Source organism: Nocardia amikacinitolerans NBRC 108937, assembly GCF_001612615.1.
Lineage (GTDB): Bacteria > Actinomycetota > Actinomycetes > Mycobacteriales > Mycobacteriaceae > Nocardia > Nocardia amikacinitolerans.
Genome location: NZ_BDAU01000016.1, coordinates 37,208 through 54,087 on the forward strand (window position 1 = coordinate 37,208; position 16,880 = coordinate 54,087).

Sequence of the window (16,880 nt, forward strand, 5' to 3'; positions counted from 1 at the left end):
CCACGCCCGACCATACGGCCTATGTAGTCGTCGGAACAGGGGGCATTGTTACCTACCCGTTGCCCCATCATGCCTGACCAGCCGGATTGTGATCGTCTCCGGCCCCTGGGAGCAATGACGAAAGTCTCGGTCCGATCTCGGCGAGCGCCGCCTGCGAGGTCATCTCGTCGTGCGTCGTCCGGATCGGGTGATCGGCGACGACGCCGTCGACGAACGGTTGCCACTTGCTCGCCGAGGTCTCCGGGTCGATGCCGTGCACCAGATTCGCGCCGAGGATCCGCGCGCTGAAGTACTCCAGCCTGCCGCGGAACACGCCTGGCCGGTGCTGGGCGATGAGCTCCGCCGAACGGACCGCGCTGCGGTAGATGCGGCGCAGCCGGTCCGGCGTCAGCACGGCCAGCTCCGGCGGGATGGTGGCGTGCAGCGCGGCGAGCGAGGCATCGCTGAGGTCGTGGACGTCACCGCCGCCGAGCAGGTCCTCGGCGCCGATGCCGATCTCGGCCAGCGCACCGCGCAGCGCGTCGCGGAAGTCTGCGGCGCCGATGTCGTGGTGGCTGTCCAGCATGGCGAGCAGCGCGACCCGCTCCCCCGCCGCCTGCAACCGCACCGCGACCGCGTGCGCCAGGATGCCGCCGAGCGACCAGCCGAGCAGGTGGTACGGGCCCTGCGGCTGGACCGAGCGGATCTCGGCCAGGCAGCGCGCCGCCATCGCGTCGAGCGACTCGGGCAGGTAGTCGTCCTCGGAGAGCGCGGGCGACTGGAGTCCGATGATCGGACGCGACCGATCCACGTACGGCACCAGGCCCGCGTAGCTCCACGACAATCCGGCCATCGGATAGAAGCAGAACAGCGGCTCCGCGGTACCGGTGCCGCGGATCGGCAGCAGCGGGCCGAGGGCGGCGGCCGAATCGGCCGCGTAGTCGACGCCGTTCTCCTGCGCGGTGCTGATCTTCGCGGCGAGCGCGGCGACCGTGGCGTCGGTGAAGAACCACTGCACCCGCACCTCGGCGCCGGTCAGCCCGCGCAGCCTGCCGACCGCGCGCGTCGCGACCAGCGAGTTGCCGCCGAGGTCGAAGAAGTCGTCGTCGGCGCCCACCGTGTCCACGCCGAGCACCTCGGCGAAGACCGCGGCGACGGCCTGCTCCATCGGTGTCGCCGGTGCGCGGTAGTCGCGGGAGGCCAGCTGCGGCTCGGGCAGCGCCCGGCGATCCAGCTTGCCGCTCGCGTTCAGCGGCATGGCCGTGAGCGGCACGATCGCCGACGGGACCATGTACGCGGGCAGCGCGGCGCGCGCGTGCGCGAGCAGGTCCTCGGTGTCCACGGCCGAGCCGGGCACCGGGACCACGTAGGCGACAAGACGGTCGCCCGTGGCGAGCCGGACCAGCGAGACAGCGACGTGGCGCACCTCGTCGTGATCGGCGAGCACGGCCTCGATCTCGCCGAGCTCGACGCGCTGACCGCGCAGCTTGACCTGGAAGTCGCTGCGGCCCAGGTATTCCAGCGCCGCACCGTCGCCGGTCTGGCGCCAGCGCACCACGTCGCCGGTCCGGTAGAGCCGTTCGCCGTCCTCGTGCGCGACGAAGCGCTCCGCGGTGAGGCCGGGCGCACCGTGGTAGCCGCGGGCCAATTGCACACCGGCGACGTACAGTTCGCCCGCCGCGCCGAGCGGCACCGGGCGCAGCTGGCGGTCGAGCACGTGCACCGTGGTGTTGGCCACCGGCGTACCGATCGGCACGGCGGAACCGCCGTCCGGGTGACCGGGATGCGCGGTGACGACCGTCGCCTCGGCGGGTCCGTACCAGTTCACCAGCTCGGCGGCGGGCAGTGCGGCGGCGAAGGCCTCGGCCGTCTCCGCCGAGAGCGCCTCACCGGCCGCGAAGACCCGGCGCAGGGCGGGGAAGTCGGCGTGCTCGTCGGCGCCGTCGAGGAACGCGTCGAGCATGGACGGCACGAAATGCACCGTGCTGACCCGATGTTCGGCGATGACCCGTGCCAGGTAAGCCGGGTCGCGGTGCCCGTCGGGCTCGGCGATCAGCACCGCGGCGCCGGTCTGCAAGGGCCAGAACAACTCCCACGTCGAGATGTCGAAGGTGATCGGTGTCTTGTGCAGCACCACGTCGGAGCCGTCGTGCGGGTAGGTGCGCTGTGCCCAGCGGAACTGGTTGGCCATCTGCCGGTGCGTGATCGCCACGCCCTTCGGGCGACCGGTCGAGCCGGAGGTGTATATGACGTAGGCGACGTTGTCGGCGCGCACCGGCGCGTCCGGGATCGCGACGTTGCTCGCGGAGTACTCGAGCGCGTCGACGGCGACCACCGGCACACCGGTGGCCGTGCCGAAACCGGTACGCGCCGTGGTCAATACGCACACCGGCGACGCGCCCGCCAGCACGTACTCGCTGCGCTCCACCGGATGATCCGGGTCGACCGGCACGTACGCGCCGCCCGCGCGCAGCACGGCGTAGATGGCGACGACAAGGTCGATGCCGCGCCGCATGGCCACGGCGACAAGCGATTCCGGGCCGACGCCGCGCGCGGACAGCTCCCGCGCCAGCCGCCGCGACCTGGCGTCGAGCTCGGCGTAGCTGACCCTGGTGTTGCCGAAGATCAGCGCCGTCGCGTTCGGCGTCTTGGCGAGCTGGGCGTCGAAGAGCGAGAGCAGCGTCGAATCGTCAAGCAGCTCGGGCACTTCGGTGGCGTTGCGGGCGGTCAGCGCGGCGCGCTCCTGCCCGAGCAGCGCGTCGATCTCGGCGACCCGTGCGCGCGGCTCGGCGACGAACGCGCCGATCAGGGCGGCGAGCCGGTCGGCGAGGGTCCGCGCGGCGGCCTCGTCGAACAGGTCGCGCAGGTACTTGATCTCGACGTGCAGCTGCTCACCGAGCGCGACGATCACCGACACCGGGTAGTGCGTGCCGTCGGCGACGTGCACGCCGCTGACGCTCATGCCGTCGATCGCGCTGGCGCGGCGCAGTCCCTCCCGGTCCACCGGGTAGGACTCGAACACCACCAGCGAATCGAAGAGGCCGTCCACACCGATGGTGTTCTGGATCTCGCTCAGGCCGAGGTAGTGGTAGTCGAGCAGCGCCGCCTGCTCGTCCTGCAGCGTGCGAAGCAGCTCGGCGAGCGTCTGCGTGGCGCCGAGGCGCACCCGCACCGGAATGGCGTTGAGGAACAGGCCGACCATGGTCTCGACGCCGTCCAGCTCGGCGGGCCTGCCGGAGACGGTCGCGCCGAAGACAACGTCGTCGCGGTCGGTGACGCGGCCGATGAGCAGTGCCCACGCGGCCTGCACCACGGTGTTCACCGTGACGCCCGCGCGCGCGGCCGCGCCGGTCAGCGCCGCGGTCTGCTCGGGCGAGAAGACGAAGTCGACCTCGCCGATGCCCGCGGAGATCTCGCGGTTCGCCGCGCCGACCAGCGGGGTCGGCTCGGTGATGCCGGCCAGCGCCGAGCGCCACGCCTCGCGCGCCGCGTCCTGATCCTGCGCGACAAGCCATTCCAGGTAGTCGCGGTACGGCCGGATCTTCGGCAGATGACGGGAGCGGACGCCGAGCGCGTAGATGGTCAGCAGCTCACGCATCAGCAGTGGCACCGACCAGCCGTCGAGCAGGATGTGGTGGCTGGTCACGATCAGGTGGAACCGCTCGGTCGCGGTGCGCAGCAGCGTGAAGCGCAGCAGCGGCGCGGTGCGCATGTCGAAGTGCTGCGCCATGTCGGCGGCCTTGATCCGCTCGGCCTCGCTCACCGCGACGGCCGGATCGAGGTGGTCCAGCGCGATCTGGCGCCACGGCACCTCCACCGAATCCGGCACCACCTGCACCGAGCGGCCGTCGCCGGTGTCGGCGAACGCGACACGCAGGTTCGCGTGCCGGTCCACCAGCGCCTTGGCGGCGGAGCGCAACCGCTCCGCGTTCACCCTGCCGTCGAGATCAAGGACGAACTGCAGCATGTACGCGTCGATGGAGGCGTCGGCGAACTGCGCGTGGAACAGCATGCCCGACTGCAACGGCGTCATCGGCCAGACGTCGCCCATTTCGGGGTACGCGCCGCCGAACCGGTCCAGATCGGACTGGGTGAGTCGCACCAGCGGGAAGTCCGACGGCGTGTAGCCGCCCGCACCGGGGCGCAGGGCGTGCTCGGCGAGACCGCCGAGGGCTCGGACCCAATGCTCGGCAAAGAGTTTCACGTCGTCACCGGCGAAAACCGCTGCGGCGAAGTCGAACCGGGCGCGCAGGCCTTCGCGGGTCGCCTCCACGACGATGTCGAGCAGCAGATCCTCGACGCCTGCGTCGGTGTGCATCTTCGCCGGGCGCACGTCTCGGTAGCGCAGCCGGACGAGGCCTGCGGCGGGCAGTTCCGCCGCGCCGTTGAGGTGGCGCAGCAGGCCGTAGCCGACGCCGCCGGACGGCACCGAGCGGCGCAGCTCCTTGATCTGCCCGAGCGCGACGCCGGCGGCCGGACCGCCGACCAGCGCGTCGGAGATGTCGACGCCGGACAGCTCCAGCGGCAGCGGGTAGTCGGTGGTGAAGCCGCCGACCAGGTCCGAGTGCGCCCGATCGCGTGCGTCGGCGGTGAGCCGGACCACCGGGCCCGCGGCGCGCGCGAGGGTTTCCTTGCCCGCCGTGCGCAGGGCGATGGCCAGCGCGGTGAGCAGCACCTCGTAGACGGTGGCGTGGTAGGCCTGCGCCATCGTCGTCACCGCCGCCGCGCCTTCGGACGTGATGGTGAGCGAGACACGCGAGCGAACCGAGAGATCAGCTCCCGCAGGCGGTTCCGTCGTCACACCGGCCAAGGTCCGCTGCCACCAGGGCAATTCGGCGACGATCGCCGGATCGTCGGCCTTCGCGGCGAGGGCGCGCAGCACGGTGCCGAGACCGGATTCGGTCGCCTCGGGCGCGGCGTGGCGGTGCCGCGACCAGCCGGCGGTGAGCTGATCGATGACGGTGCGCCACGAGTGGTCGTCCACCACGAGCCCGTTGGCGACGACGACCAGCTGCGCGGCCGTGTCCGGACCCATCCGGACGAACCGGATGTTGCGTCCCTGCGTCGGGTCGAGCGCCGCGGCGGCGGCCTGCACCACGTCGTCCAGCGGGACGGCGGCGGCCGCGGTGTCCTCCAGCAGGTAGAACGGCTGGTCGTCCGGCGTCGGCGCGGCGGGCAGGTCGAACGCGGCGGGGACGCCGTCGGCGGCCGGGCGCAGCCGCACCCAGAGCATCGGGTTCTGTTGCAGCACAGCGTCGATCGCGGCGCGCACCATGGGCACCGGGCGGTCCGCTGGCACGTCGAGCACGATCGCGCGCACCTCGATACCGTCCGGACGCGCCGCGAGCAGGCGGGCGGCCTCCGGCGTCAGCGGCAGCTCACCGGTCTGCTCCGCCGCGGCCGTGACGGCCGGGGTGGCGACCGCGGCGAGCGCCGCGACGGTACGCGCCTCGAAGACGTGGCGCGGGGTGAACAGCACGCCCTTGGCCCGCGCCCGCGCCACCACCTGGATGGAGACGACGCTGTCGCCGCCGAGGGCGAAGAAGTCGTCGTCGACGCCGACGCGCTCGATGCCGAGCACCTCGCCGATGACCGACGCGATGACCTCTTCCTCGGCCGTGCGCGGCGCGCGGTATTCGCGGGTCGGCAGCACCGGTTCGGGCAGCGCCGACCGGTCCACCTTGCCGACCGAGGTGAGCGGCAGTTCGTCGAGCACGACGACGGCCGCGGGAACCATGTAATCCGGCAGCTGGTGACCCAGCTGCGCGACGAGCGCGTCGGGGTCCAGCCGCGCGCCCTTGACCGGCACCACGTAGGAGACGAGAGTCGTCGCGCGTCCTCCGGTTTCGCGGCCGACGGTGATCGCGAAGTCGACGCCCGGCTGCGCGGTGAGCGCGGCATCGATTTCGCCGAGCTCGATGCGGAAACCGCGGACCTTCACCTGGAAGTCGGTGCGGCCCCGGTATTCCAGTTCGCCGTCGGCGTTCCAGACCACCAGGTCACCCGTGCGGTACATCCGCGCGCCCGCCTCGCCGGTGACCGCCGCGGCGATCGGATCGGCGACGAAGCGGTCGGCGGTGAGGCCGGGGCGGGCGAAGTAGCCGCGCGCCAATTGCGCACCGGCCAAGTACAACTCGCCCGGCACACCGGCGGGTACCGGGCGCAGCATGGCATCGAGCACGTAGACGCGGCTGTTCCACTCCGGCACGCCGATCGGGACGGAGCCCGCGTCGGCATCGGTGACCGGGTGGTTGGTGATCGACACCGCCGCCTCGGTCGGACCGTACAGGTTGAACAGCTCGGTGCCGCCCGCGCGGACCCGCTGGGCCAGCGCGGCGGGCAGCGCCTCGCCGATCGCCAGCACCCGCCGCAGCGACTCGGGCAGCCGCCCTTCGGATTCGGTGAGCAGCGCGTCCAGCATCGACGGAACCACATGCAACGTGGTCACACCCGTCGAACGCATCAGCTCGTTCAAGTACGCCGGATCGCGATGCCCGTCGGCCGTGGCGATCACCAAACGACCACCACTGACCGCCGCCGACCAGAACTCCCACACCGACAAGTCGAACGTCGCCGCAGTCTTCAGCAACACCACGTTCTCACTGTCGAGACCGAACTCGTCCGACTTCCACAACAACTGGTTCACGATCGCCGCGTGCGGCACCGCCACACCCTTGGGCTGCCCCGTCGAACCCGACGTGAAGATCACATACGCCGAATTCGCCGCAACCAGAACACCATTGCGCTCACCAGCCGCGATCGGCGCGGGCGAGTAGGCCGTGAGGTCCAGCGTCTCCAGCGACACCGTCTCTGCGGCGTGGCTGGCGAAGCCGTCGGCCCCGGTGGTCAGCACGCAGCGCGGAGCGGCGGTGTTCAGGATGTAGTCGACGCGCTCTGCGGGCTGACCCGGATCGATCGGCACGTACGCCGCACCGGCCTTGGCCACCGCGTACATCGCGATCACCAAATCCGCCGAACGACGAATGGCCAACGCCACCCGATCCTCCGGACCCACACCACGACCGATCAAGTACCGCGCCAACCGGTTCACCCGAGCGTCCAACTCGGCATAGGTCAGCTCGAGCAGACCCACGCCGGTGTCGGCGACGAGCGCGGTGGCCTGCGGCGAACCGGCAACGGTCGCGTCGAGCAGCGACACCAGGGTCGCCTCGGCGTCCACCGGGTACGCGGTGTCGTTCCAGGACCGCAGGATTCGCTCGCTCTCCTCGGCGGAGAGCAGATCGATCTCGCCCACCGACACCGCGGCGTCGGCGATCACGGCGTCCAGCACGCGCTCGAACCGCTCCGCGAAGCCGCGCACGGTGGCCTCGTCGAACAGGTCGGTGGCGTAGCTGAAGTCGGCGACCAGCTCGGCGGGCGTGCCGTCCGCGGCGTAGCGGTCGGTCACCGTCAGCTGGAGATCGGTCTTGGCCAGCCTGGCGTCGAAATCCACCGCGCCGACAGTCAAACCGGGCAGCTCGAAGGTGGACTCGGCGAGGTTCTGGAACGAAAGACCGATCTGGAACAGCGGATTGCGCGCCGTCGACCGCGTCGGGTTGAGCACCTCGACCAAGCGCTCGAACGGCACGTCGGCGTTGGCGAACGCCTCCAGGTCGCGTTCGCGGACCTCGGTGAGCAGGTCGGCGAACCGCTCGCCGGGGCGCACCTTGGTGCGGAACACCACCGTGTTGACGAACATGCCGATCAGGTCGTCGAGTTCGCGCTCACCGCGACCCGCGAGCGGGGTGCCGACGGCGATGTCGTCGGTGCCGGAGAGCCGCGCGAGCAATACCGCGAGCGCCGCGTGCACCACCATGAACAGCGAGGCGTGGTTGGCCCGCGCCAGCTCCTGTAGCGCGGCGTGCCGGTCCGCGGGGATCACCGTGCGCAGCGTGGCGCCGCGGAAGGACTGCACCGGCGGGCGCGGCCGGTCGGCGGGCAGCTCCAGCTGATCGGGCAGCCCGGCCAGCGCCGTGCGCCAGTAGGAGATCTGCTGGGCGGCAATGGATTCCGGGTCGCTCTCGGAGCCGAGCACCGCATCGTGCCACAGCGCGTAGTCGGCGTATTGCAGTGGCAGCGGCGCGAAGCTCGGCGCCGCGCCCGCCGCTCGGGCCGCGTAGGCCGTCATGACGTCGCGGGCCAGCGGGTTCATCGATGCGCCGTCGGCGGCGACGTGGTGCACCACGATCGCGAGCACGTGCTCGGTGGGAGCCAACCGGAACAGCGTCACGGCGAACGGCACCTCGGCCGTCACGTCGAAGGTGGTCAACGCGAAATCGACGACCGCGGACTGGAGATCGCCCTCGGTGATGTCGATCGGGACCAGTTCGGCGGGCTGCTCCGACGCCGGATGGACGAGCTGGCGCGGCGCCTCGTCCGAGCCGGGGTAGGTGGTGCGCAGCACCTCGTGCCGCGCCACCACGTCGGCGATCGCCTGGCCGAGCGCGTCGACGTCGAGTTGGCCGGTCAGCCGGACCGCCAGCGGGATGTTGTCGACGGCCGACGCGGCGGTGTCGAACTGGTTGAGGAACCAGTAGCGCCGCTGCGCGGGCGAGAGCGGAATCCGCTCCGGCCGAGGACCGGCGACCAGCGCGGGTCGCGCGGGCGCGGCTCCCGGGCTCTGCGCCAGGCGCGCGGCCAGACCGGCCACGGTCGAGGCGTTGAACAGTTCACGCACCTCGAGCCGGCCGCCGAGCGCGCTGCCGAGCCGCGCCATCACCTGGGTGGCGATCAGCGAGTTGCCGCCGAGCGCGAAGAAGTCGTCGTCCGCGCCGATCGGCTCCTCGGAACCGAGTGCCTCGCCGAACAATTCGGCGATGAGCTGCTCCAGCGGCCCGCTGGGCGCCCGGAATTTTTTGACCTGCAACTGCGGTGCGGGCAGCGCGCGACGGTCCAGCTTGCCCGCCGGTGTCAGCGGGATCTCGTCGAGGACGGTGATGGCCGTCGGCACCATGTGGCGCGGCAGCGTCTCCTCCGCGAACGCGGTCAGCGCCGCGACGTCCACCAGCGCGCCGGGCGCGGCGTGCACGTAGGAGGCGAGAATCGTGCTGCCGCTGTCGAGTTCGTGCCCGACGGTGACCGCGAAGTCGACGCTGTCGTGCGCCGCGAGCACCGCGTCGATCTCGCCGAGCTCGATGCGGAAGCCGCGCACCTTGACCTGGAAGTCGTTGCGGCCCAGGTACTCCAGGTCGCCACGCGGCGTCCAGCGGACCAGGTCGCCGGTGCGGTACATGCGCGAGCCGCCCTCGGCGAACGGATCCGCGACGAAGCGGCTCGCCGTCAGGCCGGACTGTCCGCCGTAACCGCGCGCCAGCTGCGCGCCCGAGACGTACAGCTCGCCCGCCACGCCGGTCGGCACCGGACGCAACCGCTCGTCGAGCACGTACGCGGCGATGCCGCGAATCGGCGCGCCGATGGTCACCGGCAGGTCCGGCGTCATCGACGACGTCACGTTGGTCATGACCGTCGCCTCGGTCGGACCGTAGGCGTTGAAGAACTGCCGGATGCCGTGCGCGACCGGAAGCACCCAGCGCCGCACCAGTTCCGGCGGGCAGGCCTCGCCGCCGGTGATCAAGACGCGCAGTTCGTCGAGACCGGCCGGGTCCATGGACGCCAGCGCCGCGGGCGTCACGAACGCGTGCGTCACCCGCTCGCGGCGCAACAGCTCCGCGAGACCGGCGCCGCCATAGACCTCCGGCGCGGCGACCACCATCGTCGCGGCGCCGCCCACCGCGAGCAGCAGCTCGAGCACCGAGGCGTCGAAGGACGGGGACGCGAAGTGCAGCGTGCGCGAACTGGGCGTCACGCGATAGCGTTCGCGCTGCTCGTCGCAGAAGCCGGAGAGACCGGCGTGCGTGACGACGACGCCCTTGGGTGTGCCGGTCGAGCCCGAGGTGTAGATGACGTAGGCCGGATGCTGGGGCCGCAGCGGCCGCACCCGGTCGGCGTCGGCGATCGGCTTTGCCGAGTACACCGCGAGCCCGCTGACGAATTCGATGTCGTCGAGCAGCAGCCATTCGACGAGACCAGGCAGTGCCCGCTGGGCGTCGGAGACCGTCAGACCGAGCACCGCGCCCGAATCCTTGACCATGTGGCCGATGCGTTCGGCCGGGTAGTTGGTGTCCACCGGCACGAACGCGGCGCCGGTCTTGGCCACCGCCCAGACCGCGAGCACCGACTCCACCGAACGCGGAATGCCAACGGCCACCACGTCGTCCGGGCCGATGCCGCGGTCGATGAGCAGCCTGGCCAGCAGCGTCGAGCGCAGATCCAGGTCGGCGTAACGGAGTTGGGCGTATCGCTCTGCGGCGTCGGCGACCACCACGGCGATGCCGTCCGGGTTGGTCTGCACCGCGGTGCGCAGCAGCTGCGGCAGCGTGATGTCGCGCGACACCGGAATGCGGTTGGGGCGCATCCGATCCCGCTCGACGGGCTCGAGCAGGTCGATCGCGCCGACGCGCTGGTGCGGGTCGGCGGCGACCGCGCTGGCCACCATGGCGAGGCGGCGCGCGAACGAGCGCACGGTCGCCTCGTCGAAGATGTCGATGGCGTAGGTGAAGACGGCGGCGAGCTCGGCGGGCGAACCGTCCTCGCGGTGGCGCGGTTCGACGTTCAGCAGCAGGTCGAACTTCGCCGCGATCGACTCCGAGTCCAGCACACCGACGGTCAAACCGGGCAGCTCGAGGGTCGGCCGCTCCAGGTTCTGGAACGCCAGAACCGCTTGGAACAGTGGGCTGTTCGTGCCGGCGCGGCCGGGCGCGACGGTCTCGACGACGCGCTCGAACGGGATGTCGGCGTTGGCGAACGCCGTCAGATCCGTCTCCCGCGCCGCCTGAACCAGTTCGGCGAAGGTGGCGTCGGGATCGACGGTGGTGCGCAGCGTCAGGGTGTTGACGAACATGCCGACCAGGTCGTCGAGCGCGCGGTCGCCGCGACCGGCGATCGGGGTACCGATGGCGACGTCCGAGTCGCCGGTGAGGCGCGCGAGCAGCACGGCGAGCACGGCGTGCAGCACCATGAAAAGCGAGGAGTTCTGCTCCCGCGCGAGGCGCGCGAGCTCGCCGTGCACCTCCGCGGGCAGCCGGAAGCCGACCGAGGCGCCGCGCATCGACGGCACCGGCGGGTGCGGACGGTCCTGCGGTAGCGACGCGGCGCCGGTGAGACCGGCGAGCTGTTCCGACCAGTACGCCAATTGCCGTGCGGCGACGGAGTTCTCGTCCTCCACGACGCCGACGACTTCGCGCTGCCACAGCGCGTAGTCGGCGTACTGCACGGTCAGCGGCGCCCAGCCCGGCGCCTCGCCCTCGGTACGGGCGACGTAGGCGGTCATCAGGTCGCGGGCGAGCGGCGCGAGCGAGGCGCCGTCGGCGGCGATGTGGTGCGTGACGAGGACGAGCAGGTGCTTGTCCGGAACGCCGCCGTTGAGCAGCGCGATCCGCACCGGCGGCCGCTCGGTGACGTCGAAGCCGCTGGACATGAGCTCGACGACGCGGCCCATGATGTCGGTCGGCTGCTCCACCGCGAGTCCGCCGGGCAGCGTGTCGGCCACGGTCGAGATCTCCTGGTGCGGCAGATCGCCCGCCGCGGCCGCCGGGTAGCGGGTGCGCAGCGCCTCGTGCCGCTCCAGCACGTCGAGCACGGCCTGTTGCAGCGCGGCCACGTCGAGCCTGCCCGCGAGCGTGATGGCGAACGGGATGTTGTAGGCGGCCGAACCCGGGTCGATCTGGTTGATCACCCACATGCGCTGCTGGGCGAGCGAGAGCGGCACCAGGTCCGGGCGGACGGCGGGCACCAGCGGCGGCCGGGCGTCGCCTGGCTCGCCGGGTACGACGCGTGCGGCGAGCGCCGCCACTGTCGGCGCCTCGAACAGTTCGCGCACCTCGATGTTGGCGTCCAGCGCCGCGTTCAGCCTGGCCACCACCCTGGTGGCGAGCAGCGAATTGCCGCCGAGCGCGAAGAAGTCGTCGTCAAGGCCGATCTCGTTCGCGCCGAGCAGCGCGGCGAACACCTCGGCGACGGTCTGCTCGATGGGGGTGCTCGGCGCGCGGAACTCCGAACCGCCGCCGAACACGGGCGCGGGCAGCGCCTTGCGGTCCAGCTTGCCGGAGGGGTTCAGCGGGAAGGCGTCCAGCACGACCAGCGCCGCGGGCACCATGTACCCGGGCAGCACGCCAGCGAGCTCCTTGCGCACGGCCTCGGCTTCGAGCGCCGAATCCGGCTCGGCCACAACGTAACCCACCAGCTGATCACCGGCGTGCGGGTCGGTGCGCAGCACGACGACCGACTGCGCGACGCCCGGCTGCGCGAGCAGCGCCGCCTCGATCTCGCCCAGCTCGATGCGCAGACCGCGCAACTTCACCTGGAAGTCGGTGCGGCCCAGGTACTCCAGCTCACCGTTCAGGGTCCAGGTCACCAAGTCGCCGGTGCGGTACATGCGCGAGGCGGGCGGGCCGTACGGATTCGCCACGAAGCGGTCGGCGGTCAGGTCGCTTCGGTTCAGGTAGCCGAGCGCCAGCTGATCACCCGCCAGATACAGCTCACCCGCGACACCGGGAGCGACCGGGTGCAGACGCGAATCCAGCACGTACAGCTGGGTGTTCCACACCGGACGGCCGATCGGCACCGAGATCTCGTCGGCGTCGATCACCTCGTGGTAGGTGACGTCGACCGCGGCCTCGGTCGGGCCGTACAGGTTGTGCAGGCGCGCACCGGTCAGCTCACGCAGACGCTGCGCGGTCGGCGCGGGCAGCGCCTCGCCGGAGGCGAACACCTGGCGCAGCGGCGGCACCGGCGCACCGTCGGCCAGCGTCGCGACGAACACCGAAAGCATCGAAGGCACGAAATGCGCTGTGGTGACGTGCTGTTCGAGCATCACACCGGCCAGGTACAGCGGATCGCGATGGCCGTCCGGCCTCGCGACCACCAGTCGCGCACCGACCTGCAAGGGCCAGAAGAACTCCCACACCGACACGTCGAACGTCGCGGGAGTCTTCTGCAACACCACGTCGTCCGCGCCGAGCGGGTACTCGTGCTGCATCCACAGCAGGCGGTTGACGATCGCGGCGTGCGTGACGGCCACGCCCTTCGGGCGGCCGGTGGAACCCGAGGTGAAGATGACGTACGCGGTGTCGCCGGGCCGAATCGGGCGCGCCCGTTCGAAATCCGAGATCGGCGCGGATTCGTAGCGGCCGAGATCGACCGCGTCCACCGCGAGCACGGGCGCGGCAGAGGTGTCGAAACCATCCCGCTGGGTGGTGAGGACCAGGGCCGGACGGGCCGTCTCCAGGACGTAGTCCACGCGGTCGGCGGGCTGGTCCGGGTCGAGCGGGACATAGCCCGCGCCCGCCTCCAGCACCGCGTACATCGCGACGACAAGCTCGGTCGAGCGCCGGATCGCCAGCGCCACAAGCGAACCGGGGCCGACACCCGCGGCGAGCAGCAGCCGGGCCATGCGATGCACGCGCGCGCCGAACTCCGCGTAGGTCAGGCGCTCGTCCTCGAAGACCAGCGCGGTCGCGTACGACCTCGCGGCGCGCTGGCGCTCGAACAGCGAGACCAGGGTGGCGGCGGGCACCGGACGCGCGGTGTCGTTCCAGCCGGTGAGCACCGCGGCGCGCTCCTGCGGAGCGAGCAGGTCGATGTCGCCGATCACGGCGGTGGGATCGCCCGCGATCGCGGCCAGGATCAGGGTGAAGCGGTCGGCGAACCCGCGCACCGTCGCCGGATCGAAAAGATCTGTGGCGTAAGTGATCTCGGCCGAGATACCGGCGGGCGCGCCGTTCGGATCCAGCCGCTCGGCCATCGCGAGTTGCAGGTCGAACTTGGCAAGCGGCACCGTCATGTCCACGCCGGACACGGTCAGGCCGGGCAATTCCAGTTCGGTGCGCGCCAGATTCTGGAACGTCAGCATCACCTGGAACAGCGGGTGCCGAGCCGCCGAGCGCACGGGGTCGAGCAGCTCGACGAGCCGCTCGAACGGCAGGTCGGCGTGCCCGAACGCGGCGAGATCGCCCTGCCGGACGGCGGCGAGCAGCTGGTCGACCGTCGCGGCAGGGTCGACATCGCTGCGCAGCACGAGCGTGTTGACGAACATGCCGATCACATCGTCGAGCGCGGCGTCGCCGCGGCCCGCGACCGGCGTGCCGATCGCGATGTCCCTGGTGCCCGACAGCCGGGCCAGCAGCACCGCCAGCGCGCTGTGCACCACCATGAACAGCGTCGCGTGGTGGCGCTGGGCCACCCCGCCGAGCGCGGCGTGCAGGTCGGCATCGATCTCGAAGCGCAGCACGTCGCCGCGGTAGGAGGCGACCGACGGACGCGGACGGTCCGCGGGCAGCTCCAATTGCTCTGGCAGCCCTGCCAATTCGGCGCGCCAGAACGCGACCTGCTCGGCGAGCACCGATTCCGGGTCGTCTTCCGCGCCGAGTACCTCGCGCTGCCACAGCGTGAAGTCGGCGTACTGCACCGCGAGCGGCGCGAGCTGCGGCGCGCGCCCCGCGACACGGTCCGCGTAGGCGGTCATCAGGTCACGCGTCAGTGGGCCCATCGAGAAACCGTCACCCGCGATGTGGTGCACCACGCAGACCAGCACGTGCTCGGTCGCGCTCAACGCGAGCAGGCGCAGCCGGATCGGCGCCGCCGCCGTCACGTCGAAGCCCTCGGTCACGGCCGCCGCGACCAGGTCGAACACCTCGGCCTCGGTGGCGGGTTCGGCGACCAGCTCGGGCAGCGCGCGCGGGTCGTCGGCGGGCAGCACGAGCTGGTATCCGGCGCCGTCGAGTTCGGGGTAGACGGTGCGCAGCACCTCGTGCCGCTCCACCAGGTCACGGACCGCCGCGCCGAGCGCGGTCACGTCGAGCGCGCCCGAAAGCCGCACGGCCACCGGGATGTTGTTGACCCCGCTCGCCGGATCGAAGCGATTCAGGAACCACATGCGCTGCTGGGCGTACGACAGCGGGATCCGCTCCGGACGCGGCTGCGGCTCCAGCGCCCGGCCGAGCGCCGACCCGGCGTGCTGCTCGAGCAGCGCGGCAAGCCCGGCCACGGTGGAGGCATCGAAGAGCAGCTGCATCGGCACCCGCGTACCGAGGGCCGTGCCGATCCGCGCGATGGCCTGGACGGCGAGCAGCGAGTTGCCGCCCAGCTCGAAGAAGTCGTCGTCCGCGCCGACGCGAGCCTCCGGGTCGTCCGTCAGCAGCAGGGCCGCGAACACCTCGGCGACGATCTCCTCGGTCCTCGTCGCGGGCGCGCGATACTCCTTGACCGCGAACACGGGCTCCGGCAGCGCGTTTCGATCCAGCTTGCCGACCGGCGTCAGCGGGATCTCGTCGAGCACCATGATCACCGCGGGCACCATGTAGCCGGGCAGCGAGCGGCCGACGAATTCCGTCAGTGCGTCGGTGTCCACGGTCGCGCCTGGCCGCGCGAGCACGTACGACACCAGCGCGGTCGTGCCCGAGGGCAGCGGCCTGCCGAGCGTCGCGGCGAAGTCGACATCCGGGTGGGCGGTCAGCGCGTTGTCGATCTCGCCGAGCTCGATACGCAGGCCGCGGATCTTCACCTGGAAGTCCGAACGGCCCAGGTACTCGATGGTGCCGTCGATCTCGCTGCGGCGCACCAGGTCACCGGTGCGGTACAGGCGGGAACCGGCCGGATCGGACTCGCCGCCGAACGGGCTCGCCACGAAGCGTTCCGCGGTGAGGCCGGGACGGTTCAGGTAGCCCTGCGCCAGCGCGGGACCGGACAGGTACAGCTCACCGACGACACCGGCGGGCACCAAACGCATTCCGCTGTCCAGCACGAACGCGCCCATCCCCGAGATGGCCGAGCCGATGGTGATCGGCTGGTCGGGGTGCATCGGCGCGCTGCTGGTGGCGACGATGGTGGCTTCTGTCGGGCCGTAGGCGTTGTAGACCTCGCGCGTTCCGTCGGCCCAGCGGGCGATCAGTTCCGGGCCGACCTTCTCGCCGCCGACGATCACGACGCGCAGGTCGTCGAGCCCGGTGGGGTCCACCGATTGCAGCGCACCGGGCGTCATCAGCATGTGCGTGACGCCTTCGCGGCGCAGCAGATCCGTGAGCTCGTCGCCACCGAACACCTTCGGCGGCGCGATCACCAGGGTCGCGCCCGCCGAGAAGGTCAGCAGCATCTCGAACACCGACGCGTCGAAGTTCGGCGAGGCGACGTGCAGCATCCGGGCGTCGCCGTCGAACCCGAAGTGGTCGCGTTCGGTCAACAGACCGGCGAGGCCGGAGTGGGTGACGACCACGCCCTTCGGCTTACCGGTCGATCCCGAGGTGTAGATGATGTAGGCCGGGTGGCGCTCGTCCAGTGCGCGAACCCGGTCGGCATAGGTGATGGGCCGCTCTTCCCTGTTCAGGATGCGCTCGGCCACCACGGGGTCGTCCAGCTCGATCCAGTAGACGCCGGTGCCGAGCGCCCGCCGATGCGCCGAGGTGGTCAGGCCGAGCGCGGCCCCTGAGTCGGAGACGATGTGCGCGATGCGATCCGGCGGGAAGCTCGGATCCACCGGGACGTAGGCCGCGCCGGTCTTGGCGATGGCCCATACCGAGAGCACCGACGCGACGGACCGCGCGATACCGATGGCCACCACGTCGCCGGGGCCGATGCCCCGCTCGATCAGTTCTCTGGCCAGCCGCGAGGAGTCCTCGTCCAGCTGGCGGTAGGTCAACTCGACAGCGGTCTCGGGGTTGTTGGCGGGGTCGAAACGCACCGCCACCTCATCGGCCGCGGACTCCACCGCGGCAGTGAGCAACTGCCCGAACAGTGGACTACCTGGCCTGCGGCGACGACTACCACGCGTAGAGCGACGGGCAGTTTCCATTCGAGCGTATTCACCTCTCGCGTCGAGCTATCACCGCACGACCGAAAGCAGATCAGTC

The 16,880-nt window shown here is 71.3% G+C and carries 1 protein-coding gene; it reads right to left on the minus strand.

Translation table 11 applies throughout. The annotated features are described in order from the left end of the window. Window positions 1-67: 67 nt before the first annotated feature. Complete coding sequence (locus tag NAM01S_RS14880) at window positions 68-16,822, minus strand: non-ribosomal peptide synthetase (protein WP_067785382.1); 16,755 nt, start codon at window positions 16,820-16,822, stop codon at window positions 68-70. Window positions 16,823-16,880: the final 58 nt, after the last annotated feature.

Bases quoted from the DNA above. Each gene is read 5' to 3' on its own strand.
- NAM01S_RS14880 (WP_067785382.1), bottom strand. From the start codon at position 16,822: ATGGAAACTGCCCGTCGCTCTACGCGTGGTAGTCGTCGCCGCAGGCCA.